At 41.6% G+C, this 24791-nt stretch carries 20 protein-coding genes, 1 pseudogene and 1 riboswitch; of the genes and pseudogenes, 17 read left to right on the forward strand and 4 right to left on the reverse strand.

Going from position 1 to position 24791, the window contains the following annotated elements; all coding sequences use genetic code 11:
* Window positions 1-109 (forward strand): annotated as a pseudogene (locus FRX57_RS00005) (IS200/IS605 family transposase); the annotation flags it as partial.
* Between the two features lie 142 nt (window positions 110-251).
* Here FRX57_RS00005 and FRX57_RS00010 read toward each other — a convergent pair.
* Both FRX57_RS00010 and FRX57_RS00015 read right to left on the reverse strand, forming a co-directional pair.
* Entirely contained in the window at window positions 252-992 is a 741-nt protein-coding gene (locus FRX57_RS00010; protein ID WP_146565411.1) for an amino acid ABC transporter ATP-binding protein, read from the reverse strand.
* A complete protein-coding gene (locus tag FRX57_RS00015) occupies window positions 992-3172 on the reverse strand; it encodes an ABC transporter substrate-binding protein/permease (protein ID WP_146565413.1) in 2181 nt (726 codons plus the stop codon). The genes FRX57_RS00010 and FRX57_RS00015 overlap by 1 nt, the downstream gene beginning before the upstream one ends.
* 149 nt (window positions 3173-3321) lie before the next feature.
* On the opposite strand from FRX57_RS00015, the gene uvrB reads away from it, so the two are divergent.
* The 7 genes from uvrB to FRX57_RS00045 all read left to right on the forward strand — a co-directional run bounded on the left by uvrB (window position 3322) and on the right by FRX57_RS00045 (window position 11211).
* Window positions 3322-5313 (forward strand): excinuclease ABC subunit UvrB, encoded by a 1992-nt coding sequence (gene uvrB, locus FRX57_RS00020; protein WP_146565415.1) that lies wholly within the window; start codon window positions 3322-3324, stop codon window positions 5311-5313.
* A 32-nt stretch (window positions 5314-5345) separates the two neighbouring features.
* On the forward strand, window positions 5346-5495 hold the full coding sequence (locus tag FRX57_RS07570; protein ID WP_186600796.1) for a hypothetical protein: 150 nt from the start codon (window positions 5346-5348) through the stop codon (window positions 5493-5495).
* Between the two features lie 14 nt (window positions 5496-5509).
* Entirely contained in the window at window positions 5510-6280 is a 771-nt protein-coding gene (locus FRX57_RS00025) for a nucleoside phosphorylase (protein WP_146565417.1), read from the forward strand.
* A 94-nt stretch (window positions 6281-6374) separates the two neighbouring features.
* Window positions 6375-7067, forward strand: a complete 693-nt coding sequence (locus FRX57_RS00030; RefSeq protein WP_146565419.1) for a phosphoglycerate mutase — start codon at window positions 6375-6377, stop codon at window positions 7065-7067.
* A 324-nt stretch (window positions 7068-7391) separates the two neighbouring features.
* Entirely contained in the window at window positions 7392-9422 is a 2031-nt protein-coding gene (gene pbp2b / locus FRX57_RS00035) for a penicillin-binding protein PBP2B (RefSeq protein ID WP_146565421.1), read from the forward strand.
* Window positions 9423-9434: 12 nt separating this feature from the next.
* Window positions 9435-10031, forward strand: a complete 597-nt coding sequence (recR, locus tag FRX57_RS00040) for a recombination mediator RecR (protein ID WP_146565423.1) — start codon at window positions 9435-9437, stop codon at window positions 10029-10031.
* 133 nt (window positions 10032-10164) lie between these two features.
* On the forward strand, window positions 10165-11211 hold the full coding sequence (locus tag FRX57_RS00045) for a D-alanine--D-alanine ligase (RefSeq protein WP_146565425.1): 1047 nt from the start codon (window positions 10165-10167) through the stop codon (window positions 11209-11211).
* A 40-nt stretch (window positions 11212-11251) separates the two neighbouring features.
* Here the strand turns inward: FRX57_RS00045 and FRX57_RS00050 are convergent, their stop codons facing one another.
* Window positions 11252-11815 (reverse strand): folate family ECF transporter S component, encoded by a 564-nt coding sequence (locus tag FRX57_RS00050; protein WP_146565428.1) that lies wholly within the window; start codon window positions 11813-11815, stop codon window positions 11252-11254.
* Window positions 11816-11852: 37 nt separating this feature from the next.
* Window positions 11853-11944, reverse strand: a riboswitch (THF riboswitch).
* 105 nt (window positions 11945-12049) lie between these two features.
* On the opposite strand from FRX57_RS00050, the gene FRX57_RS00055 reads away from it, so the two are divergent.
* Together FRX57_RS00055 and FRX57_RS00060 are read left to right on the forward strand one after the other, a co-directional pair.
* Window positions 12050-13411: a UDP-N-acetylmuramoyl-tripeptide--D-alanyl-D-alanine ligase gene (locus FRX57_RS00055; RefSeq protein WP_146565430.1), complete on the forward strand. Its 1362-nt coding sequence runs from the start codon at window positions 12050-12052 to the stop codon at window positions 13409-13411.
* 68 nt (window positions 13412-13479) lie between these two features.
* Complete coding sequence (locus tag FRX57_RS00060) at window positions 13480-14181, forward strand: YwaF family protein (protein WP_186600797.1); 702 nt, start codon at window positions 13480-13482, stop codon at window positions 14179-14181.
* Window positions 14182-14221: 40 nt separating this feature from the next.
* Here FRX57_RS00060 and FRX57_RS00065 read toward each other — a convergent pair whose 3' ends face one another.
* Window positions 14222-15019: a PrsW family glutamic-type intramembrane protease gene (locus FRX57_RS00065; RefSeq protein ID WP_146565434.1), complete on the reverse strand. Its 798-nt coding sequence runs from the start codon at window positions 15017-15019 to the stop codon at window positions 14222-14224.
* 149 nt (window positions 15020-15168) lie between these two features.
* Here FRX57_RS00065 and FRX57_RS00070 point away from each other — a divergent pair, with 149 nt between their 5' ends.
* The 7 genes from FRX57_RS00070 (at window position 15169) to FRX57_RS00100 (ending at window position 24718) form a co-directional block, all read left to right on the forward strand.
* A complete protein-coding gene (locus tag FRX57_RS00070; RefSeq protein ID WP_146565436.1) occupies window positions 15169-16713 on the forward strand; it encodes a peptide chain release factor 3 in 1545 nt (514 codons plus the stop codon).
* A 10-nt stretch (window positions 16714-16723) separates the two neighbouring features.
* Window positions 16724-17104 carry a PH domain-containing protein gene (locus FRX57_RS00075; protein ID WP_146565438.1) on the forward strand — a complete coding sequence of 127 codons (381 nt, stop codon included), beginning with the start codon at window positions 16724-16726 and terminating at the stop codon, window positions 17102-17104.
* A gap of 77 nt (window positions 17105-17181) precedes the next feature.
* Window positions 17182-17775, forward strand: coding sequence for a DUF4230 domain-containing protein (locus tag FRX57_RS00080; protein ID WP_146565440.1), 594 nt, complete (start codon window positions 17182-17184; stop codon window positions 17773-17775).
* 198 nt (window positions 17776-17973) lie between these two features.
* A complete protein-coding gene (gene cshA / locus FRX57_RS00085; RefSeq protein WP_146565442.1) occupies window positions 17974-19527 on the forward strand; it encodes a degradosome RNA helicase CshA in 1554 nt (517 codons plus the stop codon).
* A gap of 399 nt (window positions 19528-19926) precedes the next feature.
* Window positions 19927-21912: a type I restriction-modification system subunit M gene (locus tag FRX57_RS00090; RefSeq protein WP_146565444.1), complete on the forward strand. Its 1986-nt coding sequence runs from the start codon at window positions 19927-19929 to the stop codon at window positions 21910-21912.
* A gap of 47 nt (window positions 21913-21959) precedes the next feature.
* The gene (locus tag FRX57_RS00095) at window positions 21960-24083 is read left to right on the forward strand and encodes a restriction endonuclease subunit S (RefSeq protein ID WP_222431058.1); all 2124 of its coding nucleotides are present in this window, start codon (window positions 21960-21962) and stop codon (window positions 24081-24083) included.
* 2 nt (window positions 24084-24085) lie between these two features.
* On the forward strand, window positions 24086-24718 hold the full coding sequence (locus FRX57_RS00100; protein ID WP_146565447.1) for a hypothetical protein: 633 nt from the start codon (window positions 24086-24088) through the stop codon (window positions 24716-24718).
* Window positions 24719-24791 lie beyond the last annotated feature (73 nt).

Genomic DNA, 24791 nt, shown 5'->3' on the forward strand with positions numbered 1-24791 from the left:
AGTTGCGAAATACATTCGCGAGCAGGAGAAAAATGACATTGCACTTGATAAATTGAGTGTCAAAGAGTATGAAGATCCATTTTCAGATGGCAGTTTTAGAACAAGATAAAAGCCCGTTGTTACGGGCGTTAGTCAAGTAATTATAGCACTAACCTGAACGAAGTTCAGCGAACGTCTTTAGACGTCGCTGGAGAGAAACGGCTTACAGCCGGTGTATAAGCCACCCGTTTTCACGGGCGGTTATGACTTGATTAAGCATTCAAGACCTTGTCAAGGAAGTCTTTGAGGCGAGGGTGTTGCGGGTTATCAAAGATTTGTTCTGGTGTACCGTCTTCGATAAATTCACCACCATCAGTAAAGATGACACGATTGGCAACACGGCGGGCAAAGCCCATCTCGTGGGTGACAATCAACATGGTCATGCCTTGCTCTGCCAGGTCACGCATAACATTCAGAACGTCACCGACCATCTCAGGGTCAAGGGCTGAAGTTGGCTCGTCAAAGAGCATGATGTCTGGATTCATGGCTAAACTGCGGGCGATGGCCACACGTTGCTTTTGTCCGCCTGAGAGGCTGTCTGGTAGGGCATCACGTTTGTCAGCCAAACCAACTTTTTCTAGCAATTCCATGGCGACCTTGTCGGCTTCTTCCTTGGTCAATTTACCTAGTTCCACAGGAGCAAAGGTGATATTGTCTAATACACTCATGTGGGGGAAGAGGTTGAAGTGTTGGAAGACCATGCCGATATTTTCACGGGCCTTATCTACGTTGACCTTGGGGTCGGAGAGGTCAAATCCATCAACCACGACCTTACCACTGGTAATGCTTTCTAGCAAATTAAGTGTTCGTAGGAAGGTTGATTTTCCAGAACCTGATGGGCCGATGATACAAACCACATCACCTTCGTAGAACTTGGCATCAATTCCTTTTAGGACTTCATTTTTACCATAAGACTTATGTAAATTTTGAACATCAATTTTTAATTCTGCCATTAGTTAGCCCTCTTTTCTAAGCGTTTTGCTAAACGTGTCAACAGCGTGATAATGACCAGATACATGACTGCCAAGATTGCATACATGCGGAAACTTTGGTAGTTACGTGCAATAATGATTTTACCTGTTTGGAAGAGTTCGACCAAACCGATAGCAGACACGATAGTCGTATCTTTCAATGAGATAACAAATTGGTTGATAAAGCTTGGTAGCATGAGTTTAACTGCTTGAGGTAGGATAACCTTTCTCATGGTTGTGCCATAAGGAATACCCAAGCTGCGGCTGGCTTCCATCTGACCAGTCGGTACAGCTTCAATACCACCGCGGACAATTTCGGCAATGTAAGCACCACCGTTGAGGGATAGAGCAATGGTTGCTGCGACAAAGTCATTGATTGGGCTTTGCTTACCAGTGAGAGATTCCAATAGGTTTGGAATGCCCCAGAAGATAAAGGCCGCCACAATCATCAATGGGATACCACGAACCACATCAACGAAGATAGCTGAGATGGTGCGTAGGGTTTGGTTTGGAGCCACGCTCATCATACCAAAGATGATACCGATGATGGTCGCAATAGCAAAGGACACCAGGGTCAAGCTGAGAGTAGTTCCCAGACCAGCCAGGAGTTGTTTGTAGTTGTTTGACAAGAGGCCACCGATAGTGGTTTCGTCAACAGTTTTTTCAGTAGTTGAGCTTGAACCGAGATACTTGCCAACGATTTTGTCGTATTGGCCAGAGGCTTTCAAGGCCGCCAGACCATTGTTGAACATTTCGAGCAATTCAGGGCTGGTTCCTTTTTTGACCGCAAAACCATATTCACCAGATTTTTCTCCAGCAATTGGTGTTTCAAAATCACGACCTTGTTGAATAGCATATTTAAGGACAGCCTCATCGTCCATGATGGCATCAACTGAGCCAGAATTCAAGCTGTCATACATGGTAGACCCTTCATCAAATGCCTTGACGGTGTAACCGTATTTGGCAGCATTGTCACTCAGGAAGGTGTAAGAGGCAGTTCCGTTTTTAGCTCCAACGGTTAGGCCTTTCAGGTCTTCATAAGACTTGATAGTGCTGCCTTTTTTAACAGCAAGGATGACGTTTGAGGTATAGTAAGGGTCAGAGAAATCAAAGATTTCCTTGCGGGCATCGGTGATAGACATTCCAGCGATAACCCCATCGGCCTGACTAGATTGAACAGCGTTGAGGGCTGCGTCAAAGCCTGGGTTGCTAACGTCAAGAGTGAAGCCTTGTTGTTTAGCAATGGCCTGAATCAATTCCATGTCAATCCCAGTGTATTTGCCAGCGTCATCTTGGAATTCAAATGGGGCAAATGATGAGTCAGAAACAATTTTATAGCTTTTCTTGACTGGTGTAGCCTTGGCATTAGCATCACCAGTTGATGTCAGATTAGGCGTAGCAGTGGCAGAAGCGGTTGAGCTACCTGTCCATTTTTCAATGATTTGAGCGTAAGTGCCATCAGCCTTCATATCAGCGAAAGCCTTGTTAAATTCCTCAATCAGGTACTCATAGTCGCTACCTTTTTTAACGGCAAAGGCAAAGCTACCAACTTTTTCACCATCCATATTGATGGCATAGTTTTTACCTTGGTTGATAGCGTATTGGACAACCGGTTGATCGTCCATGGCAGCATCAACTGCACCTGAATCCAAACTATTGTTCATGAGGTCACTGGTGTCAAAAGTTTTGAGCGTGTAACCATACTTGTCTTGATTTTCTTGAAGAAAGGCTTGGGCAGCCGTACCATTTTTGACACCGACTGTTTTACCTTTCAATTGATTGTAATCACTGATTTTCTTATCGCCACGGGTATAGATAACAACGGCCGTGTCATAATAAGTATCAGAGAAAGTGAAAACCTTCTTACGAGCATCTGTAACAGTCATCCCAGCCATGATAGCATCGGCTTGGCCAGACTGGACAGCATTGACTGCGGCATCAAAGCCAGGAAAGGTCATATTGACATCCCAGCCAGCACGTTTGGTGACTTCGTTGATGATATCAACGTCAATTCCTTTATAAGTTTGATCTGAATCCTTGAATTCGAACGGGGCATAAGCAGTGTCTGAAACAATGTCAATGGTTTCAGCGGTAACTTTTGTCCCTAACATTAAGAAACATGATAGAATTGTTAGCATAAATAGCTTAATGTTGTTCTTCATGTTAACCTCCTTTTATAAAAATTACTACTTATTATAGCAAAAAAGGAAAGATTAAGCAAGTTTTGAAATCACTCATGTAAGAAAATATAACATAAGGTGTCCTTTGTGTTTTGTTGGAAAATATAATAAAATAGAAGAGAGGTAAGAAGATGATCGATAGAAAAAATGATAATCAGTTTAAGTTAGTATCTAAGTATGAGCCCTCTGGTGATCAGCCCCAAGCCATCGCCCAGCTAGTAGATAATATCGAAAACGGGGAGAAATCGCAGATTCTCATGGGGGCAACAGGGACTGGTAAGACCTATACCATGAGTCAGGTCATTCAACGGGTCAATAAACCTACCCTGGTCATTGCTCATAATAAGACTCTGGCTGGCCAGCTCTATGGGGAATTCAAGGAATTTTTCCCTGATAATGCCGTGGAATATTTTGTTTCCTATTATGATTACTATCAGCCTGAGGCCTATGTGCCCTCTAGTGATACCTATATTGAAAAAGACAGTTCGGTCAATGATGAGATTGACAAGCTCCGTCATAGTGCCACTTCAGCCTTGCTAGAACGTAATGATGTGATTGTGGTGGCTTCGGTATCTTGTATTTATGGGTTGGGGTCACCCAAGGAATATGCCGACAGTGCTGTCAGCCTGCGACCAGGTCAGGAAATCTCTCGTGACCAGCTGCTCAATAGTTTGGTTGATATTCAGTTTGAGCGCAATGATATTGACTTTCAACGAGGGCGGTTCCGTGTGCGTGGTGATGTGGTGGAGATTTTTCCAGCTAGCCGTGACGAGCATGCCTTTCGGATAGAATTTTTCGGTGATGAGATTGACCGTATCCGTGAGATTGAGAGCTTGACAGGAAAGAGCCTGGGCGAAGTTGACCATTTGGTTCTTTTTCCAGCCACCCACTTTGTCACCAATGAGGAACATTTGGAACAGTCCATTGCCAATATTCAAGCAGAATTAGCCCAGCAGCTCCAACTTTTTGAGAGCGAGGGCAAACTCTTGGAAGCTCAGCGATTGAAACAAAGGACTGACTATGACATGGAAATGTTACGGGAGATGGGCTATACCAATGGGGTGGAAAATTATTCCCGTCACATGGACGGCCGTAGCGAAGGTGAGCCGCCCTATACCCTCTTGGACTTTTTCCCAGAGGATTTCCTGATTATGATTGATGAGAGTCACATGACCATGGGTCAGATTAAGGGCATGTACAATGGTGACCGCTCTCGTAAGCAGATGTTGGTGGACTATGGTTTTCGCTTGCCATCAGCCCTAGACAACCGACCGCTGCGCCGAGAAGAATTTGAAAGCCATGTCCATCAAATTGTCTATGTCTCAGCGACACCGGGTGATTATGAGTTGGAGCAAACAGAGACGATTGTTGAGCAAATTATCCGTCCGACTGGTCTGCTTGACCCAGAAGTGGAAGTCCGTCCAACCATGGGGCAGATGGATGATTTGCTAGGTGAGATTAACCAGCGTGTGGCAAAAGGTGAGCGGACCTTTATCACCACCTTGACCAAAAAGATGGCTGAGGACCTGACCGATTATCTCAAAGAAATGGGCATCAAGGTCAAATACATGCACTCAGATATCAAGACCTTGGAGCGGACAGAGATTATCCGTGACCTGCGACTGGGTGTTTTTGATGTCTTGATTGGGATTAACCTGCTTCGTGAGGGGATTGACGTTCCTGAAGTGAGTTTGGTGGCTATCTTGGACGCTGACAAGGAAGGTTTCCTGCGAAATGAGCGAGGGCTTATCCAGACTATCGGTCGGGCAGCTCGAAATAGCAACGGTCATGTCATCATGTATGCTGACACCATGACCCAGTCCATGCAAAAAGCCATTGATGAAACGGCCCGCCGCCGTCAGCTTCAGATGGCCTATAATGACAAACATGGCATTGTGCCGCAAACCATCAAGAAAGACATTCGCGATTTGATTGCCATTACCAAGGCGGATAGTTCAACAGAAGTGGCAGAGCCAGTTAACTTCTCTAGTCTGACGAAAGCAGAGCGTCAGGCAAGCATCAAGAAACTTCAAGGACAAATGCAAGAAGCTGCTGAACTCCTTGACTTTGAACTGGCCGCCCAAATTCGTGATATGATTTTGGAGCTCAAGGCTTTGGATTAGCGATTAAAAAAGTAGATGAAGAAAGTATAATCATGGAAAAACAAATCATTGCAATTTTACTCTTCTTATTCGTCATGCGGATGGTTATTGTTTTTACCGCCAGCCGTTTGATAAAACCCCAAGAACTGTCTGAGCAAGACAAGGAAAAGTTTGACGAGCAAGAAGATGACCGTTTGACTTAGAAGGAGAGTCGTTTATGATGTTAGAAGAATTTGACCCAACCAAAGAGGCGGTGATTAACGCTGCCGATACCATGGGGGAGCGACTGGCTGATTTTCCCAAGACAGTGGTGTCTTGCTTTGCCCGTGAGACCTTTGCCCGCTTGCTCAAAGCATATCCCCATCGTCAGCTTTTTACCACCTCAATGGCCTGTATAGAAATCCCCTTTTATGAACTGGATGTCAACGGCACTAAAATTGGTTTTTTCAATTCTCTTGTCGGAGCAGCTGGTTGCGTCGCCATCTTAGAAGATATGATTTATATGGGCATGGAAAATCTGGTGCTTTTTGGCACTTGTGGGGTTTTGGAAGAGATTGAGGAAACCAGTATCATTATCCCAACGGCTGCCCTTCGTGATGAGGGAACCAGCTATCATTATCAACCAGCCAGCCGTGAAATTGCGGTCAACCAAGATTATCTACCAGCCTTGGAAGATTTTTTCAAACAACGTCAGATTAGTTATACCGTTGGTAAGGCCTGGACAACTGACGGGGTTTACCGAGAAACGGCGCAAAAAGTGGCCCAGCGTCGGCAAGAAGGAGCAATCTGCGTTGATATGGAATGCTCAGCAGTAGCAGCCCTGGCCAAGTTTCGTGGGCTGAACCATGTTCATTGTTTTTATTCGGCAGATAGCTTGGCCAATGAAAGTTGGGACCCAAGAACCTTATCCAACCTTGATGACCTTGAGAAAAAAGACAAGATTGGTCATCTCATGCTGGAATTTGCTGTTGAGCAGTTTGAAAAATAGATTTTCTTGATTTTTTAGTAGATTTTTTCACAAATTTTTTGTATAATGAAAAGGTATTACTTTGGATTTTCCAAAAAATAAAAGGAGACTTACAATGGTAAAATTAGTATTTGCCCGTCATGGTGAATCAGAATGGAACAAGGCCAACCTTTTCACAGGTTGGGCAGACGTGGATCTTTCAGAAAAAGGAACACAACAAGCAATCGACGCTGGTAAATTGATTAAAGAAGCCGGTATTGAGTTTGATATCGCTTTTACATCAGTTTTGAAACGCGCGATTAAAACAACTAATCTTGCACTTGAACATTCAGACCAACTTTGGGTGCCTGTTGAGAAATCTTGGCGGTTGAATGAGCGTCATTATGGTGGTTTGACTGGAAAAAATAAGGCTGAAGCCGCAGCAGAATTTGGTGATGAGCAAGTGCATATCTGGCGTCGTTCTTATGATGTTTTGCCACCAGAAATGGCTAAGGACGATGAACATTCAGCGCATGCTGATCGTCGTTACGCCTTACTTGATGACTCAGTTGTGCCAGACGCAGAAAACTTGAAAGTAACGCTTGAGCGTGCCCTTCCATTCTGGGAAGACAAGATTGCACCAGCTCTTAAATCTGGCCAAAATGTTTTCGTTGGTGCTCATGGTAACTCAATCCGTGCCCTTGTGAAACACATCAAAGGTTTGTCAGATGATGAAATCATGGATGTGGAAATCCCTAACTTCCCACCACTAGTCTTTGAATTTGACGACAAACTAAAGGTCACAGCGGAATACTATCTAGGTAAATAAAAAGGTCCAGTGGACCTTTTTATCATGTCACCGAAAAATAAGAAAGTGGCATCAGGTCCAGTGGACCTTTTTATCATTTTGCCAAGAAATTAGAAAGCAAAATTAGGTCCAGTGGCCCTTTTTATCATGTTGTCAAGACACCGATGGGAAAGACTAGGATAAGTTCCTAGTCTTTTGATATCGGAAGATTGTCTGAGATTGGAAAAATTCTCTCCAAGTCATCAAAGTAAAACAGTTTTTTTTTGAGGAATTATGGTAGAATATTCATAGCAGATAAGACGAGTGAGGATTAGTGTGATAAAAAAAGGAAGCAATGATAAGTCAATGACCAATACCTTATTGCGGAGAATTTATCTCCTCTTTTTTGTGGTAGTTAGTTTATTTTCAATTTTGGTCTTTCGGCTAGCCCAGATGCAGTTAGTTAACCGTTCTTTTTATGACGATAAGCTAACAGCCTCAACAACCTACACGGTAACCACTTCTAGTCCTAGGGGGCAAATTTATGATGCCAAAGGGCAGGCCCTAGTTGGTAATACTGTTAAAGAGGCTATTTCCTTTACGCGGAGCAATACCATGACCGCCCAGGACATTAAGGAGATTGCCCAACGCTTGGCAAGCTATGTGACCCTGACGGAGACCAAGGTGACCGATCGGGCAAAGAGGGATTATTATTTGGTGGATGAAGCACGTTTCAAAGAGGTGGTGGAGCAGTTACCTGATGATCAAAAATATGATCAATTGGGTAATAATCTGACAACGGCTACTGTGTATAACAATGCCATTGCTGCAGTGCCAGAAGAGGCGGTGAATTATAGTGAGGAAGAACTCAAGATTATTTATATTTTTAATCAAATGAATGCGGCGGGGACCTTTGATACGGTCTTTCTAACAACAGGAGACTTGTCACCAGAGCAGATTGCGTATGTAACGGCTAATAAGGCTAAGTTGGATGGAATTGCTGTCCGTACCAATTGGCAGCGACAAGACATTGCAACATCCCTCTCTTCCATCATTGGTCGTGTCTCAACAGAGCAGACGGGTTTGCCACAGGAAGAGGCTGACGATTACCTGAAAAAAGGCTATGCCCTGAACGATCGGGTAGGAACTAGCTATCTTGAAAAACAATACGAAGAAGTTCTTCAAGGAAGCCGGACGGTTCGTACAGTGACGGTTGATAAAAAGGGAAGTATTTTATCAGACACGGTTGATCAGCAAGGGGAAAAAGGAAATAATATCAAGTTAACGATTGACCTTGCCTTCCAAGAGGGGGTTGAAAATATTCTCCGTGACTATTATAATGCAGAGTTAGCCAAGGGAAATGTAGCCAATTCCGAAGGGGTCTATGCGGTGGCCCTGAATCCAGAAACAGGTGCTATTCTGGCGATGGCAGGCCTAGCCCACGATACCAAGACTAATGAGCTAACAACAGATGCCTTGGGTACCATTACCAAGGTCTTTACACCAGGTTCGGTTGTTAAGGGGGCAACCCTGTCAGCAGGTTGGGAAAATGGTGTTATTGCTGGGAACCAGACGCTCTATGACCAACAGATTGACACCATTAAATCGTGGTTTACAGATTTAGCAGGTGGTTCCATGCCCATCACAGCAACCCAATCCTTAGAATACTCCTCTAACACCTACATGGTTCAAGTGGCCCTAAAATTAGCTGGCCAAGACGGCATGACAGAGGACCTCTTAAAAGAATCGGTTTATCAAAGAGCTATGGAAAAATTACGGACCAGTTATGCCCAGTATGGCCTAGGCGTAGCAACTGGTATTGATTTGCCTAGTGAATCAACGGGTTTTATCCCAAAGGATTATAGCCTAGCGAATGTGATGACAGAAGCCTTTGGTCAGTTTGATAACTATACGACGATGCAATTGGCTCAGTATGTTGCCACAGTGGCCAATGGCGGAAAACGTCAGGCCCCTCACCTAGTAGAAGGGATTTATGCGAATGATGCTTCAGGTGGTTTAGGTGCCTTAATCAAGCCAATTGAGCCACAAACCCTTAATCAAGTTGGGATTAGCTCAGACGAGATGGCCTTGATTCAAAACGGATTTTATAATGTGGTTAATGGTGGTGGAGCCTTTACAACTGGACGAGAAATTGGCTACGGTGCCAGTGTAGCCATTTCTGCCAAAACTGGTACAGCCGAGGCCTATGTGACTGATGAGGCTGGTAATTCTATTTATACTAGTAATCTCAATGTGGTGGCCTATGGACCGAGCGATGATCCACAAATTGCGGTTGCAGTGGTCTTGCCCCACAGTACGGATCTGACGGGTAAGACCAGTCATCACATTGTCAGGGACATTATCAATTTATACATGTCACGTCGTGGACAAGATTGAGAGAGGAGACACATGCTTTATCCAACACCCGTTGCAAAATTGATTGACTCATTTTCTAAATTACCTGGAATTGGGATAAAAACAGCGACACGTCTAGCCTTTCATACGATTAGTATGACGGATGAAGAGGTTAATGAGTTTGCGAAAAATTTGTTGGCCGCCAAGCGTGAGTTGACCTACTGTAGCATCTGTGGCAATCTGACAGATGAGGATCCCTGTGCTATTTGTCAGGATCAGACTCGTGATGGGAGCTTGATTTTGGTGGTTGAAGCTAGTAAGGATGTCTCGGCCATGGAAAAGATTCAAGAATATAAGGGGCGCTATCATGTCCTTCATGGCTTGATTTCACCCATGCAAGGCATCGGTCCAGATGATATTAACCTCAAATCCTTAATTAATCGGTTAATGGATGATCAGGTACAGGAGGTTATCATTGCGACCAATGCGACTGCTGATGGTGAGGCCACATCGATGTATGTGTCACGTCTTTTAAAACCTGCTGGAATCAAGGTCACGCGCTTAGCCCGTGGTTTAGCAGTAGGAAGTGATATTGAATATGCTGATGAGGTAACCTTACTACGGGCTATTGAGAATCGGACAGAACTGTAAGACTAGAAGGATTTCTAGTCTTTTTTTGGCATTAAGATTATCTTTAAGTCTAACCACTTTTTTTACTTTTTTTGAAAAAAGATTGATTTTATGATATGATAGGAGAGAAAAATAGAGAAGAAAAGGGGAAATCATGTCGAAAGAAACCTTGATTTTACTATACGGTGGACGTTCAGCAGAACGTGATGTTTCTGTCTTGTCGGCAGAGAGCGTCATGCGAGCGGTCAATTATGATAAATTTACTGTAAAAACCTATTTTATTAGCCAAAGAGGGGAGTTTATCAAGACACAGGAGTTTAGCCAAACACCAGCAGCTGATGAAAAATTGATGACTAATGACACGGTTGATTTCAGCAAACAAATCAAACCAAGTGACATTTATGAGCAAGGAGCGGTGGTCTTTCCAGTTCTTCACGGTCCCATGGGGGAAGACGGCTCGGTCCAAGGATTCCTTGAAGTCTTGAAGATGGCCTATGTGGGAACCAATGTCCTCAGCTCAGCCGTGGCCATGGATAAAATCATTACCAAGCAAGTTCTCCAGACGGCAGGCATTCCGCAAGTGGCCTATGAGACCTTTATTGAAGGACAGGATGTAGACGCAGCGATTGCTCGGGTTAAGGACCACCTCAGCTACCCAGTTTTTGTTAAGCCAGCTAATATGGGTTCCAGTGTGGGGATTTCCAAGGCTGATGATGACAGTCAACTCCGAGAAGCGATCACGCTTGCCCTCAAATACGACAGTCGTATTCTTATCGAGCAGGGTGTTGTGGCTCGTGAGATTGAGGTTGGTATTTTGGGGAATACTGACGTTAAGACGACAGAGGCCGGTGAAGTGGTTAAGGACGTGGCCTTTTATGATTATCAGGCTAAATACATTGATAACAAGATTACCATGGAGATTCCAGCCAAGATTGATGGTCACATCATGGAACAGATGCGGGAATATGCTGCCCAAGCCTTCCGTGCCATCGGTGGCTGCGGTATGGCTCGTTGTGACTTTTTCCTAACAGAAGATGGGCAACTCTATCTCAATGAATTAAACACTACCCCTGGTTTTACCCAATGGTCTATGTATCCCTTACTTTGGGAAAATATGGGCTTGGCTTATAGCGATTTGATTGAAGAATTGGTTGCTTTGGGCAAGGAGATGTTTGCCAAACGTGAAAGTCACTTAATTTAAGATCAGAAAAAATCAGAGTAGGGATGATACTCTGATTTTTTTACTTATCTGCTTTGACTAATTTTTTTAATTCTGGAATTTTTTGTAGCTGCGGCAGAACTAGCATGGTGACAAAAATTCGTAAGGGGATTTCAAAAATCTTTAACCAACGACCAGCTAGATACTGGGCAATAAATGGGGTACCAAAGTAGGTCTGAACTAGAAATGGTGTGACAAGGAAGGTGCTAAAGGTCATGATGACCAAGGTTGCCAAGGTGACTTTTAGCCAGTCCTTTTTCTCGTCACGAGCAAGCAATTGTCCATGGAAGAAGAGGCCGTAGAGAAAGCCTTCAACCGCCTCCATCAGGGTCCACCAGATGATGAAATTTCCCTGACCACTGCTGAGATTGTCAACCACATCAATGAGGGCAAGGCTGATAAAGCCCCAAATTGGCCCTGCCACCATCCCAATGACCGTGTTGACGATAAAGGTAAAACTCACCATCAATTGGTTGGGAATGACTGTAATGGAAAATTTACTGATGATAATGGCCAAGGCTGCCAACATGGCTAAGGTGACCAAGCGTTGGTTGGTCATTTTAGGGCTAGAAAAAGATAGTTTCATAAAAATGCTCCTTTCAAGGTGGAGCTGTTATCAAGATAACAGCGGATGCAATGATTTACCGCACCGAGAGGTTTCGTTGTGTGACAACATCCCATTCACACACACTTAACGCAAATCATCTACTCTGTAAGGTGGTTTGTTTGCCACCGTTTTCTATTATAGCACATGTTTTAAGAATGGCAAGGCTGGTTTATGGTATAATTGAAAGGAAGTAAAAGAGAAAGATGGAAGACAATGAAACTAAGTTTGCAAGAAATCGCCCGTCTTCTTGGGGCAAAAAATGATGTCACCAAGCTGGCAGATGTGACCATTTCCAAGATTGAATTTGATAGTCGCTTGATTGGGAAAGGCGACCTCTTTGTTCCTCTCAAGGGAGCAAGAGACGGTCATGACTTTATCCCCTTGGCCTTTGAAAATGGCTGTGCGGTTACCCTGTCAGAAAAACCTCTGGCTGTCCCTCACATCCTCGTGGATGACTGTTTGCTCGCCTTACAAACCTTAGCCAGCTACTATCTGGATAAGATGGCAGTAGATGTCATTGCCGTAACGGGTTCTAATGGCAAGACAACGACCAAAGACATGATTCATGACCTTTTGGCGACTAGCTATAAGACCTATAAAACCCAAGGCAACTACAATAATGAAATTGGCCTTCCCTATACTGTTCTCTCAATGCCAGATGATACGGAAAAGCTGGTTTTGGAAATGGGGCAAGACCATTTGGGGGATATTGAACTCTTATCCAAGATTGCCCGGCCTAAGTTGGCGGTAGTGACCCTGATTGGTGAGGCCCACTTGGAATTTTTTGGCACACGCCAAAAAATTGCCCAAGGTAAGATGCAGATTAGCGCAGGCATGCAGCCAGAAGATCTACTCTTGCTACCGCAGGATGACTTGCTTGACGACTTGATTCCAGTAGGTCAACGCCTGTTACGTTTTGGTCCTGGGGGCGACCTTTATGTGACGGATTTAGTGGAGGCCAAAGATTCTTTGACCTTTAAGACAAATTTCTTGGCGAAGAAGTTGACCATCCCTGTGACGGGTAAGTACAATGCCACCAATGCCATGCTGGCTGCCTATGTGGCCAAGGAAGAGGGCGTGTCAGAGGATAAAATTGTTGCTGCCTTAGCAAACATTCAACTGACGCGTAATCGGACAGAATGGAAAAAAGCAAGTAATGGGGCGGATATTCTTAGTGATGTCTATAATGCCAATCCAACAGCCATGCGGTTGATTTTGGAAACCTTTGCCAATATTCCCAAGAATGAGGCTGGTCGAAAATTGGTGGTTTTAGCGGATATGAAAGAGTTGGGGCCTACTTCGTTTGCCTTGCACGAGCAGATGATTGATAGCCTGTCACCAGCTGATTTTGACCGTCTCTACCTCTATGGTCAAGAGATTAAGGGCTTGGCAGATTTGGCAGTTGATAAGTTTGGGGCTGAGGCCGTGGCTTACTTTGTTAAAAGCAATCAAGAGGATGCCTTTGATGACTTGTTGGCAGCGATTAAAGAAGATTTGCAGGCCCAAGACCAAGTCTTGCTCAAAGGCAGTAATTCCATGAATTTAGCCAAGATTGTCGAAGAACTGGAAAAGTAGTCGGAAAAGGGGCAGTGACTTTCTGTCTCAATCTAAAAGACTGAAAAAAGATGAAGGGGCCAGTCACTATGCTAGCCGAATTTTTTACTGACCATATGACCCAGGAACCACATTTACGTTTAGAAGACCGTCTGCTTATCTTCTTATTTTTAGTCGTGGTGATTTATCTAACGAGTCGTTGGTATCAAAAACCTTGCTACCTTGCTTTTTTTCGATGGTTACAAATGGTGCAAATTATCAGTCTTTACAGCTGGTATCTATTGGTAGGGTGGCCCTTGTCAGAAAGTTTACCCCTTTACCATTGTCGTTTGGCCATGTTTGTTCTGCTTTGGGGGAGAGAGGGGCGTTTGAAAGCTTATTTTGCCTGTCTGGGCCTGATTGGTTCCGTTGTGGCCTTGACTTATCCAGTTTTGGATCCCTTTCAGTTTCCTCACCTGACCTTCTTTAGTTTTGTTATTGGCCATTATGCCTTGGCAGCCAACGCTCTTATGTATTTGTTGTCTCATCAGGCTGACAAACCTTTGCCACTAAAAGCAGTTTTTAGCTATACTCTGATGATGAATGGACTGATATTAATGGTCAATCTTGTATTGGGAGGCAATTATGGTTTTCTAAGTCAACTGCCCTTGATTCACAGTAATCATCTAGTCTTTAATTTTTTGCTGATGACAAGCGTGCAGGTGATTGCCATCTGGTTTATCAATGACTTTTTTCATGGTTTGGAAAAACATCACGCCGGTTTCCAAAAAGAGCAGCAACTCAAGGAATGAGTGACTGCTCTTTTTAAATAAATCTAGCCAAGTGATGTCTTTAGTCTGCCATCACGTAGAGTACCATGTCTAAAAAGATGAGAAGGCTCAAGCTGCTAATGATAGCAGAGACCGGGCCGACGTTTAATGGTGAATTCCAGAAAAAATGGCAGATAACTGGTGCGAGAATCCATAACCAAATCTTGGATTTGGAAACCTGCTTGCTTTGGGAAATTAGTAATGCGACCCCAACAGTGAGGAGGGCCGTATAGAGGTAGTGAGAGCTAAGGCTTCCAGCAATCCGATAGAGGGCAGATGGAATTGTGTTACTGAGTTTTTCAAGACCACCGAGATAGATGTATTCAATGTCCTCAATAACTTGAAAACCCATGCCCGTTGTGATACCAAGAAGGAAAGCCCATTTTTTGTCCCATTTGCCGAAGATGGCCAGTAGGCAGATTGCAATACCGGTCTTGACTAATTCTTCAATAAGTGGAGCCGTTAGAGCCATTTCCCAATCAGCTAGAAATTTTTTATCTAGAAAAATTGCCCAAAAGCTAGCTAGTAGGTCGTTGCCCTCCACGGCAGTCCAACTGGAGGCAAAGAGGGAAACGAAAAAGGTTAGCGGCAGCACAAAAGAGGGAATCTGCCAGTTTTGTTGGGCTTTACGAAGATAGATGATAAAAGGGACAAGATAGATACTGATGAGTAGGCTGGCTAGGATGACATAGGGATAGAGCGAGAGGGAGGGATTTCCCCCAGTTAGGGTTTCAATTTCATAATCAATACCGTAGCAAGTTGCCAGTAGCAAGAGCCCAATCAGACTCCACTGTTTACGGGTGAGTTGTAGTTGGTTCATGCCTTTTCCTTTCTAGCCCTATTATAGCATGACTAAAGCCTTTTCACAATGCTGGAATCATTGCCAAAAAAAGGCAGATGGGGTATAATGAAAGGGCTGAACATCAGGTGTGATGTGATTTGTTATTTGCAAGAGAAAAGGAAGTAGTTATGTCATTACAAGAAGAAATTCAGAAGCGTCGGACCTTTGCCATTATTAGTCACCCGGACGCTGGTAAAACGACCATTACTGAGCAGTTGCTTTATTTTGGTGGCGAGATTCGTGAGGCTGGTACAGTGAAGGGGAAAAAAACAGGGAATTTTGCCAAGTCTGACTGGATGGACATTGAAAAACAAAGGGGAATTTCGGTGACCTCATCGGTCATGCAATTTGACTATGCCGGTAAGCGGGTCAATATCCTCGATACGCCAGGACATGAGGATTTTTCTGAAGATACCTACCGTACCCTGATGGCGGTTGATGCTGCCGTTATGGTGGTTGATTCGGCCAAGGGGATTGAGGCCCAGACCAAAAAACTCTTTGAAGTCGTCAAGCATCGCAATATTCCAGTTTTTACCTTTATCAATAAATTGGACCGAGATGGTCGTGAGCCCCTGGACTTGCTAGAAGAGTTGGAAGAGGTTTTGGGCATTGCCAGCTATCCCATGAACTGGCCCATTGGTATGGGGAAATCCTTTGAAGGGCTCTATGACCTCTATAACAAACGTTTGGAACTCTATAAGGGCGAGGAACGTTTTGCCTCTTTTGACAAGGGTGCCCAGCTATTTGCTAACAATCCTTTCTATGAGCAGGTTTTGGAAGATGTGGAACTGTTGGAAGAAGCAGGTAATGACTTCTCTCGTGAAGCCATCTTAAAGGGAGAACTGACCCCCGTATTCTTTGGCTCGGCCCTAACCAATTTTGGTGTTCAAACCTTCTTGGATTCCTTCCTTGAATTTGCCCCAGAACCTCATGGGCATAAAACGGCTGATGGCCAGTTGATTGACCCTTTGACTCAGGATTTTTCAGGCTTTGTCTTCAAAATTCAAGCCAATATGGACCCTCGCCATCGTGACCGTATCGCCTTTGTCCGTATTGTTTCCGGTCAATTTGAGCGAGGCATGGCGGTCAATCTGCCTCGTACGGGCAAATCTGCCAAACTATCTAATGTCACTCAATTTATGGCTGAAAGCCGAGAAAATGTTGAAAATGCCGTGGCCGGTGATATTATTGGGGTCTATGACACAGGGACATATCAGGTCGGTGATACCCTAACTGTTGGTAAAAACAAGTTTGAATTTGAACCGCTGCCAACCTTTACCCCAGAGTTGTTTATGAAGGTAGCGGCCAAAAATGTCATGAAACAAAAATCCTTCCATAAGGGGATTGAGCAACTGGTCCAAGAAGGAGCTGTTCAGCTCTATAAAAATTATCAGACTGGTGAGTACATGTTGGGGGCTGTCGGTCAGTTGCAGTTTGAAGTTTTCAAACACCGCATGGAGGGAGAATACAATGCCGAAGTGGTGATGACACCTATGGGCAAGAAAACTGTCCGATGGATTAAGGAAGAAGATTTGGATGAACGCATGAGTTCCAGTCGTAACATTTTAGCCCGCGACCGCTTTGACCAGCCTGTCTTTCTCTTTGAGAATGATTTTGCTTTGCGGTGGTTTGCGGATAAATATCCAGAGGTCACATTAGAAGAAAAGATGTAAGGAGAAGATGATGGGATTATTTTCAGGTTTATTAGGCAATGCCTCACAAAAAGATACCACTAAGGTCGAGCAAGACTTGGCTCATGTGTTGGTGACCGATGAGGTGGTTGAGCTAGCTTTCAGTCTGGTTCGTGATTTGGTTGTGTTTACGGACCGTCGTTTGATTTTGGTGGATAAACAGGGAGTGACAGGGAAAAAAACATCCTACAAGTCCTTGCCTTATCGTTCCATTTCACGGTTTACCGTAGAAACATCAGGTCATTTTGATCTTGACGCTGAGCTAAAAATTTGGATTTCATCAGGTGTCGAGCCCGCTGAAACACTACAATTCAAGAATGATAAAAACGTTATTCAAATCCAACAAGCCTTGGCTGAAGCGGTTTTAAGATAAGAAGTAAAATCCTTGGTTGTAAAACCAAGGATTTTCATCTGTATGGTAAAATAAAAGAAAACATAAAGGAGAAAGCCATGTTACGCAAAGCTATTGTTTCCCTTTTCCTTCTAGCAGGTTTGCTTGTTGGTGGATATTTTTTCCTCAACGACACTGGTCTTGTCAAGACCTTTTCACAAACTACCTCGTCGAGTGTGGTGCAATCTATCGAAAAGGTTAAAGAAACGGTTTTTCTTACTGCTGCTATTCAGCAGGTAGAAACACAAAAAAATAAGACGACACTATTTTCTCGTTTGGATTTGCCTTTTACCGAGAAAAAAGCTATCATTATCTTAAATTATCAAGCCAAGTTTGGGATTAAACAGGCTATTGCCATTGAGCAGACTGGGGACAACCGTTATCAAGTGACAGTTCCTAAATTTGACGTGATTGGAGTGGAGCTGGACAAGGAAACTCCTTACCAACTGTATGATGCCAGCGGTCAACTCCTCAGTCTGTTTACCCAGAATGTCGATACCGGTGACTTAGTCACAAAGACCTTGAGCAATAAGGAACAAGAGAACTATCTGACCAAATATAAGGGACAGATTCGAGAAGCAGCTCAGGAGTATTACCAAACCCTGTTCAAATCAATTGACCCAAAGATTGAACTGGACTTTGTTTTCCAATAAATCGAAATACCCAAAGGTGTTTTTCGATGAAAACGATTTATTTTTCTTTTCAAGGTAAATCTGCTTCATTCTGGTCAGATTATGATATACTAGATAGGTTGCAAGTCTGATCTTCGCTTTAGGGCAGATTGGACAACTATTGTTACAAAAACAAGCGTCATAAGACAGCTTCGCACTGTCTTTTTAGAAAAGGAACTTATGAAATTTACAGATTTAAACCTATCAGCAGAGATTTTATCTGCTGTTGAAAAAGCTGGCTTTGTTGAACCATCTCCGATTCAAGAAATGACCATTCCTTTGGCCCTTGCTGGCAAGGATGTCATCGGTCAAGCGCAGACAGGGACAGGAAAAACCGCAGCCTTTGGTTTGCCAACCTTGAACAAGATTCACACAGAGGATAATACCATTCAAGCCTTGATTATTGCTCCAACCCGTGAGTTGGCAGTGCAATGTCAGGAGGAACTTTTCCGTTTTGGGCGTGATAAGGGGGTCAAGGTACGGTCGGTTTATGGTGGCTCAAGTATTGAAAAACAAATCAAGGCCCTACGTTCTGGTGCTCATATCGTGGTTGGCACACCAGGTCGTTTGTTGGATTTAATCAAACGTAAGGCTTTGAAGTTGTCTGATATTGAAACCTTGATTTTGGATGAGGCTGATGAAATGCTCAATATGGGCTTTTTGGAAGATATTGAGAGTATTATCAGCCGAGTGCCAGACAGCCGTCAAACCCTGCTCTTTTCAGCGACCATGCCAGAACCGATTAAGCGTATTGGCGTGACCTTTATGAAAGAACCTGAGCATGTTAAGATTGCGGCCAAAGAACTAACGACGGAATTGGTGGACCAATATTATATCCGTGTGCGTGAGCAAGAAAAATTTGACACCATGACCCGTTTGATGGATGTTGACCAACCAGAATTAGCCATTGTCTTCGGTCGGACCAAGCGTCGTGTGGACGAATTGACGCGTGGTTTGAAACTGCGTGGTTACCGTGCCGAGGGCATCCACGGTGATTTAGATCAGGGCAAACGCCTGCGTGTCCTTCGTGATTTCAAAAATGATGGTCTTGATATCCTTGTCGCTACCGATGTGGCGGCGCGTGGCTTGGACATTTCTGGGGTGACCCACGTTTACAACTATGATATTCCCCAAGACCCAGAAAGCTATGTTCACCGTATCGGACGGACAGGACGTGCCGGCAAACATGGACAGTCCATTACTTTTGTTTCACCAAATGAAATGGGCTACCTATCCATTATTGAAAATCTAACCAAGAAGCGGATGAAGGGCTTAAAACCAGCGACTGCTGAGGAAGCCTTCCAAGCTAAGAAAAAAGTCGCCTTGAAAAAAATTGCCCGTGATTTTGCCGATGAAAAGGTGCAGGCTAGTTTTGAGAAATTCAGGGCAGATGCCATCAAGTTAGCAAATGATTTTAGCCCAGAAGAGTTAGCCCTTTACATTCTTAATTTGACGGTTCAAGACCCAGATAGTCTGCCAGAAGTTGAGATTGCTCGTGAAAAACCGCTGCCATTTAAACCGTCAGGCAATGGGTTTGCGAATAAGGGGCGTGGAGGCAATAACAACCGGTCATTCAATCGTCAATCAGGGAAACGTGAGGGAGGTCGCCGAGATTTCAAACGTCGTTCCAACAAAAATTCCCGTGATTTTGACAATAAAGGCAACAAACGCCCACACCGCACCTCAAGTGAAAAGAAAAATGGCTTTGTTATCCGTAACAAGGGAGATAAATAAAAAGGTCCAGTGGACCTTTTTATCATTTTGCCCAAAAAAGGACAGCAAAATCAGGTCCGGTGGACCTTTTTATCATTTTGCCTAAAAAAAGGACAGCAAACTCAGGTCCAGTGGACCTTTTTATCATTTTGTCAAAAAGGAGAAGTAAAATCTAGGACTAAGGGATCATTTTATTATGAATACTCATAATAAAAAGAATATTTGACTATGTTAGTATGGTTGATAATGATTAAACTATAACAATGAAGTCAGTGAACATCATAAATATTCTATACTTATGTGATAAATTAGCTAGGAGAATTTCGCTAATATTTGGTTTTTTCTAGAGTTTTTACAAACTTTGAGAAGTTTAATGGACTATGATATAATAAATCTAAATAGAAAAGAAGGATAATAAGAATGATAGATAATTTTTTTAAAGATAAAAATTTCAATCTTGAGCAGTTTACTGATAAAGAAATTCTAGCTCTTAAAAATCGAATTACCGAAAAAACTACCAAAACTGGAAAAATTTCGTATAACATCAAATGTTTTATTAGGGAAAAAAATGTTGCTTTAAAACCTGAAGAGTTGGTAAGACAGCTCTATTTGTACAAGCTGATTCATGATTATGATTATCCAGTGAATCAAATAGCAGTGGAATATAGTGTATCTTTTGGTCGTGAGAAAAAGCGTGCGGATATTGTTGTTTTTGATAAGCAAAATACAACAGCACCATATATCATTGTTGAAGTAAAAAAAGCCAAGTTAAAAGATGGAAAAGAGCAACTGAAAAGCTATTGTAATGCGACGGGTGCTCCGATTGGTGTTTGGACAAATGGGAAACAGATTTCTTTTTATAATCGTAAAGATCCCAATTATTTTGAAGATATTCCAAATATTCCTAAATATACTGAAAAATTATCTGATATTCTTAGTGAGCGTTGGAATATTGCAGACTTAATTCAAAACGATAAGCTGGTGACTGAGCGTAAAAGTCTGAAGGATCTCATTTTAGAAATGGAAGATGAAGTGTTGGCAAATGCTGGGGTCGATGTTTTTGAAGAAGTTTTCAAGTTAATTTTTACAAAACTTTATGATGAATTAGAAAGTACTCGAAATAAAACACGTCATCTGTCTTTTAGAAATTATGGAGATACAGATACGGAATTAAAAGATCGTATCCAGCAACTATTTGTAAACGCCCAAAATAAGTGGGAAGGTGTTTTTGAAGAAAATGCGAAAATCATGCTAAGTTCATCCCACTTATCTGTTTGTGTGTCTAGTTTGCAAGATGTTAAATTATTTAATTCTAATTTAGATGTTGTGGATGATGCTTTTGAGTATTTGATGAGTAAGTCAAGTAAGGGCGAAAAAGGTCAGTATTTTACACCACGTTATGTCATTGATATGTGTGTTAAGATGCTTAATCCTACCAAAGATGAAACCATGATTGATACAGCAAGTGGTAGTTGTGGTTTTCCGGTTCATACAATGTTTCATGTGTGGAAACAAATTTTAGACGAAAAAGGAATTAAACAGAGTCATTTATTTACTGCTGAAGAAAAACCAACGGAATGTGAAGATTATGTAAAATCAAAAGTTTTTGCTATTGATTTTGATGAAAAAGCTGTTCGAGTTTCTAGAACTTTGAATCTTATCGCTGGAGATGGGCAAACCAATGTTTTACATCTAAATACTTTAGATTATGAGCGTTGGGACGAAACTGTTCAACAAGAAGAGTGGACTGATACTTATAATCAAGGGTGGAAACGTCTCAAAAAACTTCGTCAATCTAAAAATAGTAACTACGCATTTCAATTTGATGTTTTAATGGCAAATCCGCCTTTTGCAGGTGATATTAAGGAAAGTCGAATTATTACGAAATTTGAATTAGGTAAAAATGCAAAAGGAAAATATCAAACTAAAGTTGGACGAGATATTCTATTCATAGAACGTAATTTGAACTTCTTAAAACCTGGTGGACGCATGGCAGTTGTTCTCCCTCAAGGACGCTTTAACAATTCTAGTGATAAGTATATTCGAGACTATATTGCCGAACATTGTCGTATTTTAGCAGTTGTTGGTCTGCATGGCAATGTTTTTAAGCCACATACAGGAACGAAAACAAGCGTCTTATTTGTTCAAAAATGGGATGATGAACTATGTCCGAAAGTGGAGGATTATCCAATTTTTTTTGCTACCATGCAAGAACCAAGTAAAGATAATAGTGGTGATAAAATTTATCTCAAAGATGAAAATGGCTCTCCAATTTTAGATGAACATGGGCATCTGATTGTGAAACATGACCTCTATAATCATGATGGAAAAACACAAGATGGTATTGCTGAAGCTTTTATTGAATTTGCTAAAAAGGAAAAACTTTCTTTTGTGGGAAAGGATTAAGCCCATTTAACCCTGCCAAATATCAGGCATTGTTAGATGGGCTGGAAGTGAGTGAAATTAGTTTATCCGTTGTTGATAAAAATAAAGATTGTAGATTTGATACTGACTTTTGGACAAAAGAACCAAAACGTAATCCACAATTAACATATATTAAAATAGGTGATTGCCTTTTAAAATCACAATATGGAATTTCTATTTCTATGAATGAAATTGGAGATGGTATTCCAATTTATAGAATGAATGAAATTCATAATATGTTATGTGATTTTTCTGTATCAAAGTATGCAAATGTATCAAATTTAGAGAAAGAAACCTTTTTATTAAAAGATAGAGATGTTTTGTTTAACAGAACAAATTCGTTTGAGTGGGTTGGGAGAACAGGTATTTTTTATCAGCAAGACGATAGTGATTTTATTTTTGCTTCTTATCTTGTGCGTTTTGTTCCAAATGAAGATATTATTTTACCTGAATACCTAACAGCATATTTAAATACGAAATATGGTATTTGGGACTTAAAAAGGCGGGCTAGACAATCTATTAACCAAACCAATATAAACCCAGAAGAGGTAAAAGAAACCTTTATTCCATTACTTGATAGAGATTTTCAATTAAAAATAAAAGACTGCTTCGATAATGCAAAACTATCTTTGAAAAAATCTCAAAACATCTACATCGAAGCCGAAACTTTATTGCTAGACAATCTTGGTTTAACTGATTTTCAAGCTATACAAAATCCTGTAAATATCAAATCGCTCAAAGATAGCTTTTTACAAACAGGGCGATTGGATGCAGAGTTTTATCAACCCATTTATGAGCAATTAGAAAAATTTATTCAAACTCATTCAAATGGTTTTGAAAAATTAGGTAAAGTATGCCGTTTGCACGATGAGAATTACACGCCAAACGAAAACCAAGAATACGACTATATTGAGCTTTCCAATATCGGTAAATCAGGTGAAATTACAGGTAGTACAAAAGCATTAGGCAAAGACTTGCCATCTCGTGCTAGACGGAAAGTGCGAACAAATCAAGTGATGATTTCCAGCATTGAAGGCTCTTTGCAAAGTTGTGCAATTGTACCACCGCACTATGATAATTCTTTATGTTCGACAGGATTTTATGTATTGTCATCTGATAAAATCAATGCAGAAACTTTATTGGTGTTGTTCAAATCATCACTTATGCAACAGATTTTAAAGAAAAACTGTTCAGGAACGATTTTAACGGCAATCAATAAAGAGGACTTATTAAATATCCCGCTGCCGATTATTTCTCAAAATACGCAAGAAAAAATCGCTGAATATATCCGTCAAAGCAACGATTTACGTGAGCAAGCCCAACAGTTATTGACTGAAGCAAAAGCATCTGTTGAAAATGAAATCGAAAACTCTGTGAAAGTTTCACGGGGGGGGGGGGGGGTAGAGATTGACTCTCTCCTTGCTAAAGCCCTCTATTATGAGCGCTTAGCAGAGTGGACACTCATAGAATTGTTAATCGAGCAAAAAACAAGCAATGTCTCTGTTCAAACTTTATCACAATCATTTGGTATGAGTGGGCGTTTAGATGCTGAATATTATCAACCGAAATTTACACAACTTTTAGAAAGTATGGCTAAATTTGATTGTGTACGTTTAGGTGATATAGTAGACTTGTATAAATCAATTGAGCCAGGTTCACAAGCATATCAGAGTCAAGGAGTACCATTTGTGCGTGTATCAAATTTATCTAAATATGGTATTACAAAATCAGACAAGTTTTTAGATCCTGAATCCTTTAATGAAGCTATTCGTCCTAAAAGAGACACTATTTTATTATCTAAAGATGGGACAGTTGGGATTGCCTATCGGGTACCAGAAGATTTAGATGTGATTACATCAGGAGCGATTGTCCATTTATCTCTAAAAACAGATAGAGTGCTACCTGACTATCTTGCTTTAGTTATAAATTCGGCAGTAGTACAATTACAAGCAGAACGTGATGCAGGTGGTTCAATTATCCAGCATTGGAAACCGTCAGAGATTTTAGACGTGCGTATTCCAGTATTACCTAGAACCATTCAGCTAAGGATTAGTGAAAAAATTCAACAAAGTTTTACACTGAAAGCCAAAAGTGAAGAACTATTAGCTGAAGCTAAAAGGTTAGTAGAAAATGAAATTGAAAATATGAGGTAGGTATGTCTGGTAGTAGTCAAGATTTAAAAAAAGAATGGTTTGAAAAAGCAAGGATTGATTACCATTCACTATTTATTATGCTTTGGCTAAGTTGTAATAGCTGGTATAATTTTCATTATTCTTTGACAAATGATAGAGAACATATTAATAAAATAAAGTCTGATCGTTCTTCTAACAATAAATTATACCAATCATTTGAGCGATTGTTTTTATCAGATGATAAAGAAGGTGCTGATTTTAGGAATAATATTACCCAACTACACTATGCTTTAATACAAGCAGAGTTAGAGTATCGTGGAAATGATATTCCGAATGGTTATACTAAAATGATTTTTGAGAATTTACTAACTGATTTTAATAAGAAAACAGATAATACTAGCTACCAAAATGTGATTATTAGTGATGCGAGAACAAAAACTGGAAAGTTAAAGAAAAAGTATAGTGATACTCATGATTTAGGTGACTTGGTTGTAGTAGAGGATTTAGGTATTCTTTTTGCGGGAATTTTTGAAATTATTTATCAAGTCCGTTGTCATTTGGTACATGGTAGTTTAAAACCTAGTAAGGAAAATCATGCAGTAGTAAGATGTTGCTATTTAATCCTTTGGGATTGTTTAAAGGGGTTTTGTGAATAATTTCCATATTAAATATATGATATGAGTAATTTCCAATCATTATCATATTTAGAAAAAAGACATATAAAAAGGA

Source organism: Streptococcus cuniculipharyngis (assembly GCF_007859195.1).
GTDB lineage: Bacteria > Bacillota > Bacilli > Lactobacillales > Streptococcaceae > Streptococcus > Streptococcus cuniculipharyngis.

Bases quoted from the DNA above. Each gene is read 5' to 3' on its own strand.
- FRX57_RS00010 (WP_146565411.1), bottom strand. From the start codon at position 992: ATGGCAGAATTAAAAATTGATGTTCAAAATTTACATAAGTCTTATGGT.
- FRX57_RS00015 (WP_146565413.1), bottom strand. From the start codon at position 3,172: ATGAAGAACAACATTAAGCTATTTATGCTAACAATTCTATCATGTTTC.
- uvrB (WP_146565415.1), top strand. From the start codon at position 3,322: ATGATCGATAGAAAAAATGATAATCAGTTTAAGTTAGTATCTAAGTAT.
- FRX57_RS07570 (WP_186600796.1), top strand. From the start codon at position 5,346: ATGGAAAAACAAATCATTGCAATTTTACTCTTCTTATTCGTCATGCGG.
- FRX57_RS00025 (WP_146565417.1), top strand. From the start codon at position 5,510: ATGATGTTAGAAGAATTTGACCCAACCAAAGAGGCGGTGATTAACGCT.
- FRX57_RS00030 (WP_146565419.1), top strand. From the start codon at position 6,375: ATGGTAAAATTAGTATTTGCCCGTCATGGTGAATCAGAATGGAACAAG.
- pbp2b (WP_146565421.1), top strand. From the start codon at position 7,392: ATGACCAATACCTTATTGCGGAGAATTTATCTCCTCTTTTTTGTGGTA.
- recR (WP_146565423.1), top strand. From the start codon at position 9,435: ATGCTTTATCCAACACCCGTTGCAAAATTGATTGACTCATTTTCTAAA.
- FRX57_RS00045 (WP_146565425.1), top strand. From the start codon at position 10,165: ATGTCGAAAGAAACCTTGATTTTACTATACGGTGGACGTTCAGCAGAA.
- FRX57_RS00050 (WP_146565428.1), bottom strand. From the start codon at position 11,815: ATGAAACTATCTTTTTCTAGCCCTAAAATGACCAACCAACGCTTGGTC.
- FRX57_RS00055 (WP_146565430.1), top strand. From the start codon at position 12,050: ATGAAACTAAGTTTGCAAGAAATCGCCCGTCTTCTTGGGGCAAAAAAT.
- FRX57_RS00060 (WP_186600797.1), top strand. From the start codon at position 13,480: ATGCTAGCCGAATTTTTTACTGACCATATGACCCAGGAACCACATTTA.
- FRX57_RS00065 (WP_146565434.1), bottom strand. From the start codon at position 15,019: ATGAACCAACTACAACTCACCCGTAAACAGTGGAGTCTGATTGGGCTC.
- FRX57_RS00070 (WP_146565436.1), top strand. From the start codon at position 15,169: ATGTCATTACAAGAAGAAATTCAGAAGCGTCGGACCTTTGCCATTATT.
- FRX57_RS00075 (WP_146565438.1), top strand. From the start codon at position 16,724: ATGGGATTATTTTCAGGTTTATTAGGCAATGCCTCACAAAAAGATACC.
- FRX57_RS00080 (WP_146565440.1), top strand. From the start codon at position 17,182: ATGTTACGCAAAGCTATTGTTTCCCTTTTCCTTCTAGCAGGTTTGCTT.
- cshA (WP_146565442.1), top strand. From the start codon at position 17,974: ATGAAATTTACAGATTTAAACCTATCAGCAGAGATTTTATCTGCTGTT.
- FRX57_RS00090 (WP_146565444.1), top strand. From the start codon at position 19,927: ATGATAGATAATTTTTTTAAAGATAAAAATTTCAATCTTGAGCAGTTT.
- FRX57_RS00100 (WP_146565447.1), top strand. From the start codon at position 24,086: ATGTCTGGTAGTAGTCAAGATTTAAAAAAAGAATGGTTTGAAAAAGCA.